Origin of the sequence: Streptomyces sp. NPDC049970 (assembly GCF_040660235.1) — a bacterium.
Taxonomy (GTDB): Bacteria; Actinomycetota; Actinomycetes; order Streptomycetales; family Streptomycetaceae; genus Streptomyces.
In genome coordinates this window covers 1-15,817 of record NZ_JBFALP010000003.1, presented here as the reverse complement: position 1 = coordinate 15,817, position 15,817 = coordinate 1, and the positions used below count along the sequence as shown (strand labels likewise).

Here is a 15,817-nt window from a genome sequence, read left to right as displayed (position 1 = left end):
CGGACCGCTCCACGGTACCCGCCGAAGCCGTCGACGCGGTACCTGCGGGTGGCCGTCAGGTGCCGCTCGCCGAACCCAGCGTCAGAGTCTTGGACAGGTCCTTTCCACCGCGGGTCAGCCGCAGACCGAGCGAGTCGCCCGGCCGGTGGGCGCGGATCTTGACGATCAGCTCCTCGCCGCTGTGCACCCGCCGGCCCTCCACCTCCGTGATGACGTCGCCCGCCCGGATGCCCGCCTTGTCGGCCGGGCCACCCTTGGTCACCGCCGCTCCGCCGGCGTCGGCCTTCCCTCCGACCTTGGCTCCGTCGCCGGTGAACTCCATGTCCAGCGTGACGCCGATCACCGGGTGGGTGGCCTTACCGGTGTTGATCAGCTCCTCCGCGACCCGCTTGCCCTGGTTGATCGGTATCGCGAAGCCGAGGCCGATGGAACCGGACTGGCCGCCGTCGAGGCCGGAGGCGCTGTCGGCGGCCCGGATGGCGCTGTTGATGCCGATGACCCTGGCCTGCGTGTCGACGAGAGGCCCGCCGGAGTTGCCGGGGTTGATCGGGGCGTCGGTCTGGAGGGCGTCGACGTAGCTGACGTCCGTGCCGTCGCCCTTCTCGCCGCCGGCGGTGATGGGGCGCTGCTTGGCGCTGATGATCCCGGACGTCACCGTGTTGGAGAGGTCGAAGGGGGCTCCGATGGCCACCACGGGGTCGCCCACCCGCACGTTGTCGGAGTTCCCGAGCGGCAGCGGCTTGAGCCCGGAGACACCGGAGACCTTGACGACGGCCAGGTCGTAGCCGCTGTCCTTGCCGACGATCTCGGCGGGCGCGCTCTCGCCCCCGCTGAACGTGACGGTGATGTCCCCCGTCGACCCGGCCGGGGCGACCACGTGGTTGTTGGTGAGGATGTGGCCCCTGTCGTCGAGGACGAAGCCGGTACCGGTGCCCGACTCCGCGGAGCCGTTGACGTGCAGGGTGACCACGCTGGGCAGCGCGCTGGAGGCGATACCGGCGACGCTGTCGGGGGCCCGGCCGCCGCTGTCCGGGCCCGACTGGGGGAGTTCGACGGTGGTCAGTCCGCCGTTGCGCTCGACGTAGGCACCGATCCCGCCGCCGATCCCGCCCGCGACGAGGGCGAGCAGCGCGGCGCCGACGAGCACGGACCCCCGACGCCCCCCGCGCGGGCGCCCGGCGTCCGCCACGACCGCGGGGCCGGGGTGGCTCAGGGGTTGACGGGGCGCGCCCCACGGGTCGTACCGCAGCCACTGCGAGGGCTGCGGGCCCGACAGGTCCTGTGCGGGGGCCGGGGCGGGCTGGTGCGGCCCGGACGGCGGCGTGCCGTGCTGCCGCACGCCGTTCGGCGGGGGTGTCGGAGCGTACGCCTCCGCGGGGCCCTGCCCTCCCTGTCCGCCCTGGGCGGGTACGGCGGCGGGCGGCGCCGTGAGGTGGCCGCCTGGTCCCGCGTACGGCGGCGGCACGGGGGTCCCGTGGGCGGGGGTCGGCAGGGGCCGCTGCACGGGCGGTGCGGGCGCCCATGGCCCGGGGCCGCCGTAGGGCGGGGTGCTGTACTCGTCGGGCGCGTGCAGCGGCTGCACGCGCCCGCCGGCGACCGGTTCGACGGCCGGTGGCGCGGCGGTGGGCGGCGCGGGGGTGTAGTCCTCGGGCGGTGGCGGTACGGGCGCATCGTCGGCCCGGGCCGCGGAAGCGGGTGGCGCGACGGCAGGTGGTGCCGGCCGGTAGTCCTCGGGCTCGGCTCCACGGCCCGTATCCGCCTCGGGGTGTGCGGCCGCGGTCTTGCCGGTAGCGGTGGTGTCCTCCGGAGCGTCGGGGACGCCTGCCGCGTCGTCCGGTCCAGTCCGGCCGGAGGGTCCTGTCGAAGGACGGCTCCACCACTTCGTCCTCGGCCCGCTGGGCTTACCGTCGTCCATGCTCTCCCCGCCGCAACTGGCCCTTGCACGCCCCACAGAGGCGTCCCTGCGGGAATTCAACCAGGTTTGCGAATCCGTGCGCAGGTTCCCGGTCAGCGCAGCGGAGTCAGCGGCATCGCGCGGTCGTGCAGAGCCGGAGCGGAAGCAGTGGCGGAAGGCGCGGAGGCCGTCGCGCTCGGCGCCGTCGGTACCGCACCCCCGCCGAGCGTGGCCGAGTACAGCGGGCCGGCGTCGGTAGGACGTATCAGCGGCGGCACGGTGACGTTCAGCACGGGGTAGGCGAGCGTGCCCCCGCCGGTGAGTGCGGACGTGCTCAGCAAGGACGGCGCGGCGGCGAACACGGGCCTGGCGGACGGGGACGGGGCGTAGGAGGGCCGGTTGCCCGGTCCGACCGGGGCCGCGAGCGCACCGCCACCACTGCGGCGGGCCGCGGTACCGGCGCCGCCGGCCCGCTCCTCGGCCTTCAGCGCGGTGGCGCTGGTGCCCGTCTCCTCGGCGGCGCTGAACGGCGCGTCCGGGGTGTAGTCGAGAGGGAGCGCGCCGCCGAGCGCGATGGCCGCGAGCGAGACGGCCCCGGCCGCGGCGAACGCGAAGCGCCGGGCGCGCCAGGGTGAACGTTCGGCCTCGCGCCCCACGGCGTGGATACGGAAGGTGGAGCCGGACGGTCCGCCCGGCAGCACGGCGGTCGAGCCGTGGGCGGTGGGCAGGTATCCGAGGCCTCGCAGCGGGGAGCGTCCCGAGTCCGCGGGCACACCACCCGGTCGCGTCACGGGGAAGACTCCCTCACCGAAGCGCCGGCCGTCGCCGAAGGCGTCACCCGGACCGGAGCCGTCCCCGCCAGGGCCCGCGGGAAGCCCTTGCAGGCGCGCGAGGAACCCCTCGGAGGGTGAGGGTGCGGCGGACGTCGCGAAGGCGCTCTTCAGCCGGCGCTGGACGTCTGCCTCCGCCTTGCACCTGGTACAGGTCGCCAGATGGGCCAGGACCCGCTCCCGGGCGTCGTGTTTGAGCTCGCCGTCGACAAGCGCGGCGAGTCGGTCCCCCAGATGCTGCTCCGCGGGGGTCGGACCTGTGCCACTCACGCCGAACCTCCCTCCCCCGCCAGGACCGCGTCCGCCAGGGAGCGCTGCTCGGCGCGAGCCTCGGGCGAACGGTGCTGGAGTGCCTTGCGCAGGTGGGAGCGCCCACGGTGGATGCGGCTGCGCACGGTGCCGAGCTTGACGCCGAGTGTCGCGGCGATCTCCTCGTAGGAGAGGCCCTCGATGTCGCAGAGCACGACCGCCGCGCGGAACTCGGGTGCGAGGGTGTCGAGCGCCTGCTGGACGTCGGCGTCGAAGTGCGTGTCGTTGAAGACCTGCTGCGGGGAGGGTTCACGGCTCGGAAGCCGCTCCGCGGCGTCGTCACCGAGGGAGTCGAAGCGGATCCGCTGCTTTCGGCGGACCATGTCCAGGAAGAGATTCGTCGTGATTCTGTGCAGCCAGCCCTCGAAAGTACCGGGCGTATAGGTCGACAGGGACCTGAAGACGCGGACGAAGACCTCCTGGGTGAGGTCTTCGGCGTCGTGCTGGTTCCCCGTCAGCCGGTAGGCGAGTCGGTACACGCGGCCGCTGTGCGTGCTGACGATCTCTTCCCATGAGGGCGGGGTCCACGCCTGATCCGCATCTGAGGCGAAGGTCGCGGTCGGTGCGGAGTCGTTGGAAGAACGGTCAGCGGTGTTGGTCACGGATTTCGGCTCACCCGCCGACCCGAGAAAGCGCCGCAGCACTCCTCCCCGATCCACAGGCGCAGCCGCACCTCCCCTATCGGCTCTGGTGGTGTCCAGTGGAGCCCCTACCATAGCCACCCCGCCCGTTAGCTCCGGATAAGCCTTTTACCTGCTCATGCCCGGGTGTCCCCGGGGGAAAGAGGCACATTCCGGGCCCGGCCCCACGGCCCGGTCCGGCTGTTCTCCTCCACCCCCACATAACGCCCGGTCCCATCTGCGGGTTCCCGGGTGCAGCGGATACAGTCACCGTTGCGCCAACTACGGGGACAGGAGAGGGTCATTACCGCCAACCGGCAGACGAGCTGGGCATTCGCAGACGCCTTTGTCGCCGAGGAAGAGGCTCTGCTCTGGGCCCGGGACCGGGCCCACGAGACGGGGCTCCGCCCGGTGTCATCAGGCACCGGCGCGGCGCTGCGCCTGCTCGCTGCCACCGCGGACGCCAAATCGGTGGCCGAGATCGGCACCGGAACGGGCGTGTCGGGCATCTACCTGCTGCAGGGCATGCGCCCGGACGGCGTACTGACCACGGTCGACCCGGAACCCGAGCGCCAGCAGTTCGCCCGCGAGGCGTTCCGGGCGGCCGGCTTCGCCACCAACCGGGCCCGCTTCATCCCCGGGCGCGCCCTCGACGTCCTGCCGCGGCTCGCGGACGGCGGATACGACCTCGTCTTCTGCGACGGCGACCGGCTGGAGAGCCTCGACTGCCTGGCTGAATCGTTGCGCCTGCTCCGGCCCGGCGGCCTGGTGTGTTTCGAGGGGGTCTTCGCGGACGGCCGCACCATCGACTCCGCCGCGCAGCCGGCCGAGGTGCTGCGGCTGCGCGAACTGCTGCGGGCGGTGCGCGAGAGCCAGGAACTCATGGCGACACTGCTCCCGGTGGGCGACGGCCTGCTGTGCGCGGTACGGCGCGGCTGAGCGCCCGTCCGGCGCCCGCCGCGGGGAGCCAGGCTCCACCACCCGTCCTCCGTGAACAGCCGGCCGCACCCCGCCGCCTGCCCTGGGCCGTCCCCGGACGCACCACTGCCCCGGCACGGAGTGCGTGCCGGGGCAGTGGTGAAGTGTGGGCGTCTCCGCGTCAGCCGACAACCTTCTTCAGCGCGTCACCGAGTGCGTTCGCCTCGTCCGGAGTCAGCTCGACGACCAGCCGACCGCCGCCTTCGAGCGGAACGCGCATGACGATGCCCCGCCCCTCCTTTGTCACCTCGAGCGGGCCGTCGCCCGTCCGCGGCTTCATGGCCGCCATGCTCGTTCCCCTTCCTGAAACCAGCTCATCGCAGCCGGCGGCTCCATGACAGGCGCTGCCTCACCGGCGTCGAACACAATGCTTCCTCCGCATTATCCCGCATCAGGGACCCCGATGACCAACATCGGTCGGCATCGCTTGCGCAACGCGCTTTCCCAAAACCACCTAATTCGGCGATCCAGCTGCGATACTGCGCCGCGTTCCGCCCCTGGTCGAGGTCCAATCGTTAGACGCAGGTCACATGTCCTGCCCGCCCGAAGTCCGCCATGCTTGCCCCGACAGGCACAACGACGGAGCCGTAAGGGGAAAAAGGAATGGCCGACACCATGGCCGATGCCGTGCTCACGGACCTGGACGACGGGCTCGCGACGATCACGATCAACCGCCCCGACGCGATGAACGCCATGAACACCGCCGCCAAGGTCGCCCTTCGCGACGCGCTCGGCGCGGTCGCCGACGACCCCGCCGTGCGGGCGGTCCTCCTCACCGCCACCGGGCGCGCCTTCTGCGTCGGCCAGGACCTGAAGGAGCACGTCTCCAAGCTCTCCGAGGCGCGCGAGTCGGGCGGCGGCAACGCGCTGAGCACGGTGCGGGAGCACTACAACCCCATCGTGCGCACCCTGACCGAGATGGAGAAGCCCGTGGTCGCGGGGGTCAACGGGGTCGCCGCGGGGGCGGGATTCGGATTCGCGCTCGCCGCCGACTACCGCGTGGTCGCCGACACGGCCTCCTTCAACACGTCCTTCGCGGGCGTGGCGCTGACCGCCGACTCGGGGGTCTCCTGGACGCTGCCGCGGCTGATCGGCGCGAGCCGCGCCGCCGACCTGCTGTTCTTCCCGCGTTCGATCTCCGCCCAGGACGCGTACGAGCTGGGTATCGCCAACAAGGTGGTGCCCGCCGCCGACCTCGCGAAGGAGGCGCTGGCGGTGGCCCGCGCCCTCGCGGACGGACCGACGGTGGCATACGCGGCGCTGAAGGCGTCCGTGGCGTACGGCGCGGCGCACTCCCTCTCCGAGACGCTGGAGAAGGAGGACGAACTCCAGACGCGGGCGGGCGCGTCGCAGGACCACACGATCGCGGTCGAGGCCTTCCTCGCCAAGCAGCGGCCGAAGTACCTCGGCAGGTAGGGCTGCTGCCTACCGGCTCACCTGCCGGCCGCCCCGGGCCACGCAGTCGGCCAGGTGGTCGTCGACCAGGCCGCAGGCCTGCATCAGCGCGTACGCCGTCGTGGGACCGACGAACCGGATGGACCGCTTCTTCAGGTCCTTGGCCAGCGCGGTGGACTCCGGGGTGGTCGCCGGGACGTCACCGAGGGTGCGCGGGACGGTCCTGGAGGCCGGATCGGGGGCGTACGACCAGATGAGCGCGTCCAGCTCGCCCGGACCCCAGCCCGCCAGCACCTCGGCGTTGGCCAGCGTCGCGTCGATCTTCGCGCGGTTGCGGATGATCCCGGCGTCGGCGAGGAGCCGTTCCTTGTCGGCGTCGGTGAACTCCGCGACCGCGGAGATCCTGAACCCGGCGAAGGCGGTGCGGAAGCCTTCACGACGGCGCAGGATCGTCAGCCACGACAGCCCCGACTGGAAGGCCTCCAGGCAGAGCCGCTCGAAGAGGGCGTCGTCGCCGTGGACGGGACGGCCCCACTCGGTGTCGTGATAGGCGAGGTAGTCCTCCGTGGCCAGGCCCCACGGGCAGCGGGGAAGCCCGTCCGCCGCGGGTTCGGCTCCGCTCAACGCCCGTCCTCCTCGTCCCGCGCGTGGCCGCTCCCCCCGGTGAGCGGCTCGCCGGGCCGTTTGAAGAGGTCGGGTCCGGTCACGGCCGTCGCCTGGGCACCGGCCAGTGCCGACTCCAGTTCGGCGATGTGGGCGTCCCGCTCGGCGAGCTCGGCGCCCAGCCTGCCGAGTGCCTCGTCGACGTCCGCCATGCGGTAGCCGCGCACGGCCATGGGCAGGCGCATGGCCTCGACGTCGGCGCGGCCGACCGGGCGGTTCGCGGGCAGCGGGTCGGTGAGCCGCTCGGGCTCGACGTCCTGCAGCACCGCGCTTTTGCCTCCGCCGACCACCGCGAGCGTCACCGCGGCCACCACGACGGCCATCGTGAGCAGCAAGAACCAGAACACGTGCATCTCCCAGGAAGCGGAACAGCTGTTCAGGTCAGATCGTGCCACGTGCCACCGACAGTCAGGGGTTCTCGTCCGGGTCGGCACGCGCCCGGACGCCCCGCACCGGGGCCCCACGTGATCCGGGGAGGGCCTAAAGTCGCAGGCGGGCTACAGGAAGGAAGCAGGGATGCGAAGCGGGGCGCTCAGGCTGGGGCGGCGGGAGTTCGGGCCGCACGAGCCGGTGGTGATGGCCATCGTGAACCGGACTCCCGACTCCTTCTACGACCAGGGCGCGACGTTCCACGACGAACCCGCGCTCTCCCGGGTCGAGCAGGCCGTGGCGGAGGGCGCCGCGATCATCGACATCGGCGGGGTGAAGGCCGGCCCCGGCGAGGAGGTCACCGCCGAGGAGGAGGCGCGCCGCACGGTCGGGTTCGTCGCCGAGGTACGCCGCCGCCACCCCGACGTGGTGATCAGCGTGGACACCTGGCGGCACGACGTGGGCGAGGCGGTCTGCGAGGCCGGGGCCGACCTGCTGAACGACGCGTGGGGCGGTGTCGACCCCGAGCTGGCGGAGGTCGCCGCACGGTACGGCGCGGGGCTGGTGTGCACGCACGCCGGCGGCGCGGAGCCCCGCACGCGGCCGCACCGGATCGCCTACGACGACGTGATGGCCGACATCCTGCGGGTGACCGTGGGGCTGGCGGAGCGGGCCGTGGAGCTCGGGGTCAGGCCGGACGGGATCATGATCGACCCGGGGCACGACTTCGGCAAGAACACGCGGCACTCGCTGGAGGCGACGCGCCGGCTGGGCGAGATGACCGCCACGGGCTGGCCGGTGCTGGTCTCCCTCTCCAACAAGGACTTCGTCGGGGAGACGCTCGACAGGCCGGTGAAGGAGCGGGTGGTCGGCACCCTCGCGACGACGGCGGTGTCGGCGTGGCTGGGGGCGCAGGTGTACCGGGTGCACGAGGTGGCCGAGACGCGGCAGGTCCTGGACATGGTGGCGTCCATCGCGGGCCACCGGCCGCCCGCGGTGGCGCGCCGGGGGCTGGCCTAGAGCCGCGGGGCCGTGAGCCGCAGGGCGGGCCGCGAGGGGCACCCCTCCCGCCCTCCCCGGGGCGGGAGGGGTGCCGTCCGGACCGGGCGGGACGGGGGAGCCGGGGGCTCCTACCGGCCCACTTCCTTCGTCACCAGCCGGACGGCCTCGTCGACGTCGTCCGTGATGTGGAAGAGCATCAGGTCCCGCTCCGAGGCCTTGCCCCCGGCGACCACCGTGTCCCGCAGCCAGTCCACCAGTCCGCCCCAGTAGGCCGAGCCGAACAGGACGATCGGGAAGCGTGTGACCTTGCCCGTCTGCACCAGGGTCAGCGCCTCGAAGAGCTCGTCCAGCGTGCCCAGGCCGCCGGGCAGGACGACGAACCCCTGGGCGTACTTGACGAACATCGTCTTGCGGACGAAGAAGTAGCGGAAGTTGACGCCGATGTCGACGTGCGGGTTCAGACCCGACTCGAACGGCAGCTCGATGCCGAGCCCGACGGACACGCCCTTGGCGTCCCGCGCGCCCTTGTTCGCCGCTTCCATGGCACCGGGGCCGCCGCCCGTGATGACCGCGAACCCGGCCTCGACCAGCGCCCTGCCGATGCGTACGCCCGCCTCGTAGTCCGGCCCGCCGACCGGGGTGCGGGCGGAGCCGAAGACACTGATGGCGCTGGGGAGTTCGGCCAGCGCGCCGAAGCCCTCCACGAACTCGGACTGGATCCGCATGACCCGCCAGGGGTCGGTGTGCACCCACTCGGAGTCGCCCTCCGAGTCCAGCAGCCGCTGGTCGGTCGTGCCCGGCTGGATCTGGTCCCTGCGGCGCAGTACCGGACCCAGTCGCTGTTCCTCGGGCTTCACCGCGCCCTCGGGAATCTGCGCGCCCTCGGGGATCCGTGCGTCCTCCGGGTTGCCCATGACCTGCTCCCTTCGCCGACCTGCGATGTGCGTGTGTCGCTTCAGCGTAGATCGGCGGAGGTTACACGCAGGGGAATGCCGTGAGTCAGCTGGTGAGCCAGGAGCGGAGGCGCTCCTCGCAGTGGGTGATCCGGTCGATCGACACGTGCTCGTCCCGCTTGTGCGCGAAGAGCGCGTCGCCCGGTCCGTAGTTCACCGCGGGGACACCGAGCGCGCCGAACCGGGACACGTCGGTCCAGCCGAACTTCGGCTGGGCCGTGCCGCCGACCGCCTCCATGAACGCCTTGGCCGCGGGGTGCGAGAGTCCGGGCATCGCGGCGCCGGAGTGGTCGTCGAGGGTGAAGTCGACGACGCCGCAGTCCGCGAAGACCTCCCGGACGTGCGCCTCGGCCTCCTCGGGGGTGAGGTCGGGTGCGTAGCGGTAGTTGACCACCACGGTGCAGGAGTCCGGGATGACGTTGGTGGCGACGCCGCCCTCGATGCCCACGGCGTTGAGCCCCTCGTGGTACTCCAGGCCGTCGATCACCGGTCGGCGCGGCTCGTACGCGGCGAGCCTGGCCAGCACCGGCGCGGCGGCGTGGATCGCGTTGGAGCCCATCCAGCTGCGCGCGGAGTGGGCCCGCTCCCCCGCGAGCCGCAGGTGCACCCGGATCGTGCCCTGGCAGCCGCCCTCCACCTGCGCGTCGGAGGGTTCGAGCAGGACGGCGAAGTCCGCGTCGAGCCAGTCGGGGTGCGCGTCGGCCACCTGCCCGAGGCCGTTGAGGTGGGCGGCGACCTCTTCGTTGTCGTAGAAGATGAAGGTGAGGTCGCGGTTGGGCTCCGGCACCGTGGCCGCGATCCGCAGCTGGACGGCGACGCCCGACTTCATGTCGGTGGTCCCGCATCCCCACAGCACGCCGTCGTCGTCGAGCCTGGACGGCACGTTGTCCGCGATCGGCACGGTGTCGATGTGCCCGGCCAGTACGACGCGTTCGGCCCGGCCCAGTCGCGTCCTCGCCACGATGTTGTTGCCGTGGCGTTCCACGGTCAGGTGCGGCAGGGGGCGCAGGGCCGCCTCGATGGCGTCGGCGAGGTCCTTCTCCTGCCCGCTGACCGACGGGAAGTCGACCAGCCGGGCGGTGAGCGCCGGGCCGTCGAGTGCGAGGTCGATCCTGTGTCCGTCCATGGCCACGAGCCTAAGGGACTTCGGTCTCGGCCCCGGTCGTACCCTCCAGTACGGTGGGCCACGTGCCCAGGACCGTCTCCACCCCCCGCCGCAGCCGCCTGTTCCGTGTAGCGGCCGCGTTCGCCGTGCTCGCGGCCCTGGCCGGCTATCTGGCCGTGCAGTACGTCTCCGGCCACAGGGGCGCCCCCCGCTGCACCGTGGTCTCCGCGGACGGCGGCGAGCGCACGTACGAGCTCAGTCCGGACCAGGCCGCCAACGCCGCGACGATCTCCGCCGTGGGCACCACGCGCGGGCTGCCGGAGCGCGCGGTGACCATCGCGCTGGCGACCGCGCTGCAGGAGTCCGCGCTGCGCAACATCGATCACGGCGACCGCGACTCGCTCGGGCTCTTCCAGCAGCGTCCCTCGCAGGGCTGGGGGACCCCGGAGCAGATCCTGGACCCGGTCTACTCGTCCGGGAGGTTCTACGAGCACCTCGCCGAGGTCCCGGGGTACTCGCGGCTGCCCCTGACCGTCGCGGCACAGCGCGTCCAGAAGAGCGGGTTCCCGCAGGCGTACGCCAAGCACGAGCCGGACGCCACTCTGCTGTCCGCCGCGCTGACCGGTCGCGCGCCGGCCTCGCTGACCTGCTCCTCGTCGACGGCCGCCGCCCCGGGGCCCGGGGACGCGACCGAGGTGCGGGCCGATCTGGTGCGCGCCTTCGGCAAGGACGTCCTGCCATCGGCGGCCTCCGCGGGCGCGGCGGCGGCGAGCGTGGTGTCGGTGCCCGTACGGGGCCGGGACGACGCGTCCGCCCTGCGCGGCTGGGAGCTCGCCCACTGGGCGGTCGCACGGGCCGGCACCCTGCGGATCGACGAGGTCTCCTACGCCGGCCGGATCTGGACCGCCGACACGGGCTGGCGGACGGAACGTAAGGAATCGGACGCCGGGAGCGTCCGAATGCGGCTCGCTCAGTAGTACGGCCCGTCGCTCGTACGGGCCGCGCCGCCGTCGTCCGGTCCGGTCCCGCCGAGCCCCTTCCGCACCCGCCCCGCCCGGGGTGATCGCCTTACGGGGCAAGTGAAGTGACGGTTCATCAGGTCGCTGCCGAATACACCCTTCGCCCGGGTTCCTCCTTTACGGATTATCCGACGCATTGCGCAGTCTTTACCTCGGTGCCCCGCAACCTCCCCCGCCCCCGGACCTGTTGTTCAGTGCGTCCGATCGCCGGACAGGCGGATTCCTTGTCCGCCGGACCGTTGACGTCCCGTCGAAGGAGCATCATGTCCCTCCCCCTGACCCGCAGGATCGCCCGTGCCGCGCTGCTGATCGCCGCGGGTGCGGCACCCGTGGTCGGCGCGGCCGGTGCCGCAGGCGCCGCGGGGCTCCCGCAGACCCCCGCGCTCGGCGGCCTGTCCTCGCTCGACGGCGCGGGCCTGAGCAGCACGCTGGACTCCGCCTCGAAGCAGGGTTCCGGCGTCGCGAACGAGACCGGCGGCAAGGTCGTCGGCACGACCCTTCCCGCCGCGGGCAAGACCCTTCAGACGGCCGGCACCGTGGCCGACGGCGAGCTGACCGATGACACCCTGCCGACCAAGAGCCTGCCGACCAAGGGCCTGCCGATCGGCTGATCCACCGGAGCACGCGTCGCACGGACGCGCCGAGGGGCCCCGGGAGTGCGCACTCCCGGGGCCCCTCGGCGTCTCCCCGCCGTCAGGACAGCCGCTCGACCGCCGCGTCCACCCGCTCGTCCGTGGCGGTCAGCGCCACCCGCACGAAGCGGTCCCCGGCCGGCCCGTAGAAGTCCCCCGGCGCCACCAGGACTCCGAGCTCCGCGAGGTGCGCCACGGTGTCCCAGCACGGCTCGTCGCGGGTGGCCCAGAGGTAGAGGCTGGCCTCGCTGTGCTCGATCCGGAAGCCGTGGGCCTCCAGCGCCGCCCTCAGCGCCGTACGCCGCCGCGCGTACCGCGCCCGCTGCCGCGCCACATGCGCGTCGTCGCCGAGTGCCGCGACCGTCGCCGCCTGGACCGGCGCGGGGGTCATCATCCCGCCGTGCTTGCGGATCTGGAGCAGCTCGTCGAGGACGGCCGCGTCCCCCGCGATGAAGGCCGCACGGTATCCGGCGAGGTTGGAGCGCTTGGAGAGCGAGTGCACGGCGACGAGGCCCTCGTACGAACCGCCGCAGACGTCCGCGTGCAGCACGGAGACGGGTTCGGCCTCCCAGCCGAGCTCCAGGTAGCACTCGTCGCTGAAGACCAGCACCCCGTGCTCGCGTGCCCAGGCCACGATCCGGACGAGCTCGTCCTTCGGCAGGACCCGGCCGGTCGGGTTGGAGGGCGAGTTGAGCCAGAGGAGCTTCAGCCCCTCCGGGTCCAGCTCCGTCGGGTCGTCGTACGCGACGGGCTCGGCGCCGCAGAGCCGCGCGCCGACCTCGTACGTCGGGTAGGCGAGCCGCGGGTGGGCGACCTTGTCGCCCGCGCCGAGACCCAGCTGGGTCGGCAGCCAGGCGACGAGCTCCTTGGAGCCGACGACCGGCAGCACGTTCTCGTGGGCCACGCGGCCCGCGCCGAGCCTGCGCTCCACCCAGCCGGCCAGGGCGTCCCGCAGCGCCTCGGTGCCCCACACCGTCGGATAGCCGGGGCTGTCCGACGCGGCGGCCAGCGCCCGCTGGATCAGCTCGGGCACCGGGTCGACCGGTGTGCCGACCGACAGGTCCACGATGCCGTCCGGGTGGGCAGCGGCCGTCGACTTGTACGGCGCGAGCCTGTCCCAGGGGAAGACCGGGAGGCGGGAGGAGACGGGGAGTGCTGCGGACACGGAACTCTGCTTTCTCGTACGGGCCTGGCTGCCGGAAAACACCTCGGCCCCGCACGGTGACGAGCCGTACGGGACCGGGCGGCGCTGTGCGGGCTGCTACTGGTTCTGCGGCGGCAGCGCGGCGATGAACGCGTGGTCGCGCTCGATAAGACCCAGCTTGGAGGCGCCACCCGGGGAACCGAGGTCGTCGAAGAACTCGACGTTGGCCTTGTAGTAGTCCTTCCACTCCTCCGGGGTGTCGTCCTCGTAGAAGATGGCCTCGACCGGGCAGACCGGCTCACAGGCTCCGCAGTCGACGCACTCGTCCGGATGGATGTACAAGGACCTGGAGCCCTCGTAGATGCAGTCGACGGGGCACTCTTCGATGCAGGCCTTGTCCTTCACGTCGACACAAGGCTGCGCGATGACGTAAGTCACGCTGTCGTTCCTCCTCGGTAGGGCGTTGGCTCTCGCGCGGGAGCGCGGCGTCGTCGATGCCCGCCCCTAGTATCTCCGTTCCGGGGCACGATCCGAACAGGAGGGGCGTACAGAGCTGTGGAATTCACCATCGGCGGACAACTCGAGGTTCGCATGACGCCCGCTGACGTGGGCAAACGCGTATCCGTGCGGCGCGTCGCCGAAACCCCGGTGGAGGGTGCCAGGTTCACCGACATCCTCGGCGTTCTCACATCGTGGGACGACGGTGTGCTCTCGGTCACGACGCGGCACGGCCGGATTGTCCGCATTCCAGAATCCTCCCTGGTGGCGGGGAAGATCGTACCCCCGGCCCCGGCGCGCCGCCGAGGGCCCGCGGCCTCCTTCGAGGAACTCGCCCTGGCCACCGCGCGCGCCTGGCAGCCCGTGGAGAGCGAACGCCTCGGCGACTGGCGGCTCCGCGCGGCGGGCGGATTCACCCGCCGCGCCAACTCCGCGCTGCCGCTCGGCGATCCGGGGCTTCCGCTCGGCGAGGCGCTCGGCCGGGTCCGGGAGTGGTACGCGGAACGGGATCTGCCCGCGTACGTCCAGGCCGCGACGGGCGCCGAGGGCACCCAGGAGCGGCTCTGCGCGGGCCTGGAGGAGCACGGGTGGCGGCGCGAGGTGTCGGCCGAGGTGCGGATCGCGGCGCTGGCACCGGTGGGCGACCTGGACGCGGACGTCTCCGCCGTCCGGACGGCGCGCCAGGCGGACGCCGCGTGGCTCTCCCGTTACCAGCGCTTCGAAACCCCTGGGCCACATGTGCTGAAGGTGCTGGGCAGCGGCCCCTCGGTGTGGTTCGCCTCCGTGCCGGGCGAGGACCCCGACGGGAGGCCCGCCGCGATCGGGCGCTGCGTGGTGGACGGCCGGTGGGCCGGCTTCATGGCCGTGGAGGTCGACCCGGAGTACCGGCGGCGCGGTCTCGCCACGGCCGTCATGACGGCACTGGCACGCACCGCGTCGGACGAGGGCGCCTCGGCCGCGTGGCTCCAGGTGGAGGCGGACAATGGAGGGGCCCGTGCGCTGTACGACGGCATGGGCTTCGCGACCCACCACATCTACCACCACTTCCGGCCCGCGTAGCGGGGACAGCAGCAGGGGTACGTGTCATATGAGCACTCAGGATTCCGGCACGGCCGAACGTCGGCGGCGGTTCGCCGAGGAGGCGCGCGCCGAGCGCCCGGACCTCGCACTGCTCTGCCTGCTGCTGGGCGCGGAGGCGTACCCGGCGCCCGGCCCGGCGGCGGAGAGCGATCCGTACGGCATCGACGCCGCGCAGATCGAGCTGGACCGGCTGGCGGGCCTCCTGCCGTACGGTGCCCGCGACGCCCGCGGCTGGGCGTCCGCACTCGCGGAACTGCTCGGCGAGCGCTGCGGGTTCGCGGGCTCCACGCGGGACTACCAGCGTCTGGACGCCTCGCTGCTCCAGCAGGTCCTGCGGCGCCGCAGAGGCCTGCCGATCCTGCTGTCCGTGGTCTGGATCGAGGTGGCGCGGCGGGCCGGCGCCCCCGTGTACGGGGTGGCGCTCCCCGGTCACTACGTGGTCGGCTTCGGCGACCCGGCGGAGCGGGTACTGGCCGATCCCTTCGCCGGGGGCGCCCCGCTGAGCGGCGAGGACGCCGAACTCATGGTGAGCGGGACGACGGGGGCGGCACCGGACGCGTCGATGCCGCTGCCCGCCAGGCCGCTGGAGACGGTGCTGCGGATCCTGAACAACGTACGGGCCTGGGCGACGGCCCGGCCCGAGCGCACCGATGTGGCGCTGTGGGCGCTCGAACTCTCCCTGCTGCTGCCCTCGCACCCGGCCAGGCTGCGCTACGAGCGGGCCCAGCTCCTGGTGCAGCGCGGGGAGTTCATGCGCGGAGCCGCGGAGATGGACGAGTACGCGGAGATCGTCGACGGCATCGAGCCGACGGCGGCGGAGGCCATCCGCCACCGGGCCCAGGCCGCCAGGGCACTGCTGAACTGAAGCCCCTCCCGGGTGTGGGGTCATTGTGCTCAGAACGCCCGATCACCCCACACCCGCCGTCACTTGTTGCCGGCAGGACGGCCGATCGAGGCTCCTGACGCACACCTCTTGACGTGTCCAGGGCGACAGCGGTTACATCAGCAATGCGGGAGAGCGCTCTCTCGTCTCTCGCAGGTTCTGTCGTGCACCCGTACCACGACTCAGGAGACGTCACACATGCAAGTTCCCCCCACGAACTCCGAGCCCCCCACCGCTCGTCGCTCGCCCCGCCGCTCCAGGGCGATCGGTTTCGCCGCACTCGCCGTCTCGCTGCTCATGGCCGTCCCCACCGGCCAGTCGGCGTTCGCCGAGGACGCGGCGGAGCTGCCCGGCGGTGGTGACCTCGGGCCCAACGTGCTGGTCTTCGACCCCTCGACGCCGAACATCCAGGGCAAGGTCGACGAGATCTTCAAGAAGCAGGA

The 15,817-nt window shown here is 72.7% G+C and carries 17 protein-coding genes and 1 pseudogene; 8 read left to right on the top strand and 10 right to left on the bottom strand.

Annotated elements, in window-relative coordinates:
• Positions 1-55: 55 nt before the first annotated feature.
• From AB0I83_RS06340 to sigE, 3 genes are all read right to left on the bottom strand, one after another.
• The gene (locus AB0I83_RS06340; RefSeq protein WP_363303812.1) at positions 56-1,915 is read right to left on the bottom strand and encodes a trypsin-like peptidase domain-containing protein; all 1,860 of its coding nucleotides are present in this window, start codon (positions 1,913-1,915) and stop codon (positions 56-58) included.
• A gap of 92 nt (positions 1,916-2,007) precedes the next feature.
• Entirely contained in the window at positions 2,008-2,994 is a 987-nt protein-coding gene (locus AB0I83_RS06335) for a zf-HC2 domain-containing protein (protein ID WP_363303811.1), read from the bottom strand.
• Positions 2,991-3,749: an RNA polymerase sigma factor SigE gene (sigE, locus tag AB0I83_RS06330; protein WP_356536600.1), complete on the bottom strand. Its 759-nt coding sequence runs from the start codon at positions 3,747-3,749 to the stop codon at positions 2,991-2,993. The genes AB0I83_RS06335 and sigE overlap by 4 nt, the downstream gene beginning before the upstream one ends.
• A gap of 177 nt (positions 3,750-3,926) precedes the next feature.
• Between sigE and AB0I83_RS06325 the strand changes: the two genes are divergently transcribed.
• The gene (locus tag AB0I83_RS06325; protein ID WP_356536532.1) at positions 3,927-4,592 is read left to right on the top strand and encodes an O-methyltransferase; all 666 of its coding nucleotides are present in this window, start codon (positions 3,927-3,929) and stop codon (positions 4,590-4,592) included.
• Positions 4,593-4,752: 160 nt separating this feature from the next.
• On the opposite strand, the gene AB0I83_RS06320 is transcribed toward AB0I83_RS06325, so the two are convergent.
• The gene (locus AB0I83_RS06320; protein ID WP_184573330.1) at positions 4,753-4,920 is read right to left on the bottom strand and encodes a DUF3117 domain-containing protein; all 168 of its coding nucleotides are present in this window, start codon (positions 4,918-4,920) and stop codon (positions 4,753-4,755) included.
• A gap of 314 nt (positions 4,921-5,234) precedes the next feature.
• Between AB0I83_RS06320 and AB0I83_RS06315 the strand changes: the two genes are divergently transcribed.
• Positions 5,235-6,047: an enoyl-CoA hydratase-related protein gene (locus AB0I83_RS06315; RefSeq protein WP_356536530.1), complete on the top strand. Its 813-nt coding sequence runs from the start codon at positions 5,235-5,237 to the stop codon at positions 6,045-6,047.
• A gap of 9 nt (positions 6,048-6,056) precedes the next feature.
• Here the strand turns inward: AB0I83_RS06315 and AB0I83_RS06310 are convergent, their stop codons facing one another.
• Both AB0I83_RS06310 and AB0I83_RS06305 read right to left on the bottom strand, forming a co-directional pair.
• On the bottom strand, positions 6,057-6,650 hold the full coding sequence (locus AB0I83_RS06310) for a DNA-3-methyladenine glycosylase I (RefSeq protein WP_363303810.1): 594 nt from the start codon (positions 6,648-6,650) through the stop codon (positions 6,057-6,059).
• Entirely contained in the window at positions 6,647-7,042 is a 396-nt protein-coding gene (locus AB0I83_RS06305; protein ID WP_356536598.1) for a DivIVA domain-containing protein, read from the bottom strand. The genes AB0I83_RS06310 and AB0I83_RS06305 overlap by 4 nt, the downstream gene beginning before the upstream one ends.
• Before the next feature lie 163 nt (positions 7,043-7,205).
• Between AB0I83_RS06305 and folP the strand changes: the two genes are divergently transcribed.
• The gene (folP, locus tag AB0I83_RS06300) at positions 7,206-8,078 is read left to right on the top strand and encodes a dihydropteroate synthase (RefSeq protein ID WP_356536526.1); all 873 of its coding nucleotides are present in this window, start codon (positions 7,206-7,208) and stop codon (positions 8,076-8,078) included.
• A 110-nt stretch (positions 8,079-8,188) separates the two neighbouring features.
• Here the strand turns inward: folP and AB0I83_RS06295 are convergent, their stop codons facing one another.
• Both AB0I83_RS06295 and dapE read right to left on the bottom strand, forming a co-directional pair.
• Positions 8,189-8,974 (bottom strand): TIGR00730 family Rossman fold protein, encoded by a 786-nt coding sequence (locus tag AB0I83_RS06295; RefSeq protein WP_356536525.1) that lies wholly within the window; start codon positions 8,972-8,974, stop codon positions 8,189-8,191.
• An 85-nt stretch (positions 8,975-9,059) separates the two neighbouring features.
• The gene (gene dapE / locus AB0I83_RS06290) at positions 9,060-10,139 is read right to left on the bottom strand and encodes a succinyl-diaminopimelate desuccinylase (protein ID WP_356536523.1); all 1,080 of its coding nucleotides are present in this window, start codon (positions 10,137-10,139) and stop codon (positions 9,060-9,062) included.
• Between the two features lie 62 nt (positions 10,140-10,201).
• On the opposite strand from dapE, the gene AB0I83_RS06285 reads away from it, so the two are divergent.
• A complete protein-coding gene (locus AB0I83_RS06285) occupies positions 10,202-11,095 on the top strand; it encodes a hypothetical protein (RefSeq protein ID WP_363303809.1) in 894 nt (297 codons plus the stop codon).
• 305 nt (positions 11,096-11,400) lie between these two features.
• The gene (locus tag AB0I83_RS06280; RefSeq protein WP_363303808.1) at positions 11,401-11,748 is read left to right on the top strand and encodes an ATP-binding protein; all 348 of its coding nucleotides are present in this window, start codon (positions 11,401-11,403) and stop codon (positions 11,746-11,748) included.
• A gap of 82 nt (positions 11,749-11,830) precedes the next feature.
• Here AB0I83_RS06280 and dapC read toward each other — a convergent pair whose 3' ends face one another.
• Both dapC and fdxA read right to left on the bottom strand, forming a co-directional pair.
• Positions 11,831-12,934 carry a succinyldiaminopimelate transaminase gene (gene dapC, locus AB0I83_RS06275; protein ID WP_356844374.1) on the bottom strand — a complete coding sequence of 368 codons (1,104 nt, stop codon included), beginning with the start codon at positions 12,932-12,934 and terminating at the stop codon, positions 11,831-11,833.
• A 96-nt stretch (positions 12,935-13,030) separates the two neighbouring features.
• A complete protein-coding gene (gene fdxA / locus AB0I83_RS06270; protein ID WP_014154250.1) occupies positions 13,031-13,351 on the bottom strand; it encodes a ferredoxin in 321 nt (106 codons plus the stop codon).
• A 117-nt stretch (positions 13,352-13,468) separates the two neighbouring features.
• Here fdxA and AB0I83_RS06265 point away from each other — a divergent pair, with 117 nt between their 5' ends.
• From AB0I83_RS06265 to AB0I83_RS06255, 3 genes and pseudogenes are all read left to right on the top strand, one after another.
• Positions 13,469-14,470, top strand: coding sequence for a GNAT family N-acetyltransferase (locus tag AB0I83_RS06265; protein WP_363303807.1), 1,002 nt, complete (start codon positions 13,469-13,471; stop codon positions 14,468-14,470).
• Between the two features lie 28 nt (positions 14,471-14,498).
• A complete protein-coding gene (locus tag AB0I83_RS06260; RefSeq protein WP_363303806.1) occupies positions 14,499-15,356 on the top strand; it encodes a transglutaminase-like domain-containing protein in 858 nt (285 codons plus the stop codon).
• Between the two features lie 177 nt (positions 15,357-15,533).
• Positions 15,534-15,817 (top strand): annotated as a pseudogene (locus tag AB0I83_RS06255) (coagulation factor 5/8 type domain-containing protein); the annotation flags it as partial.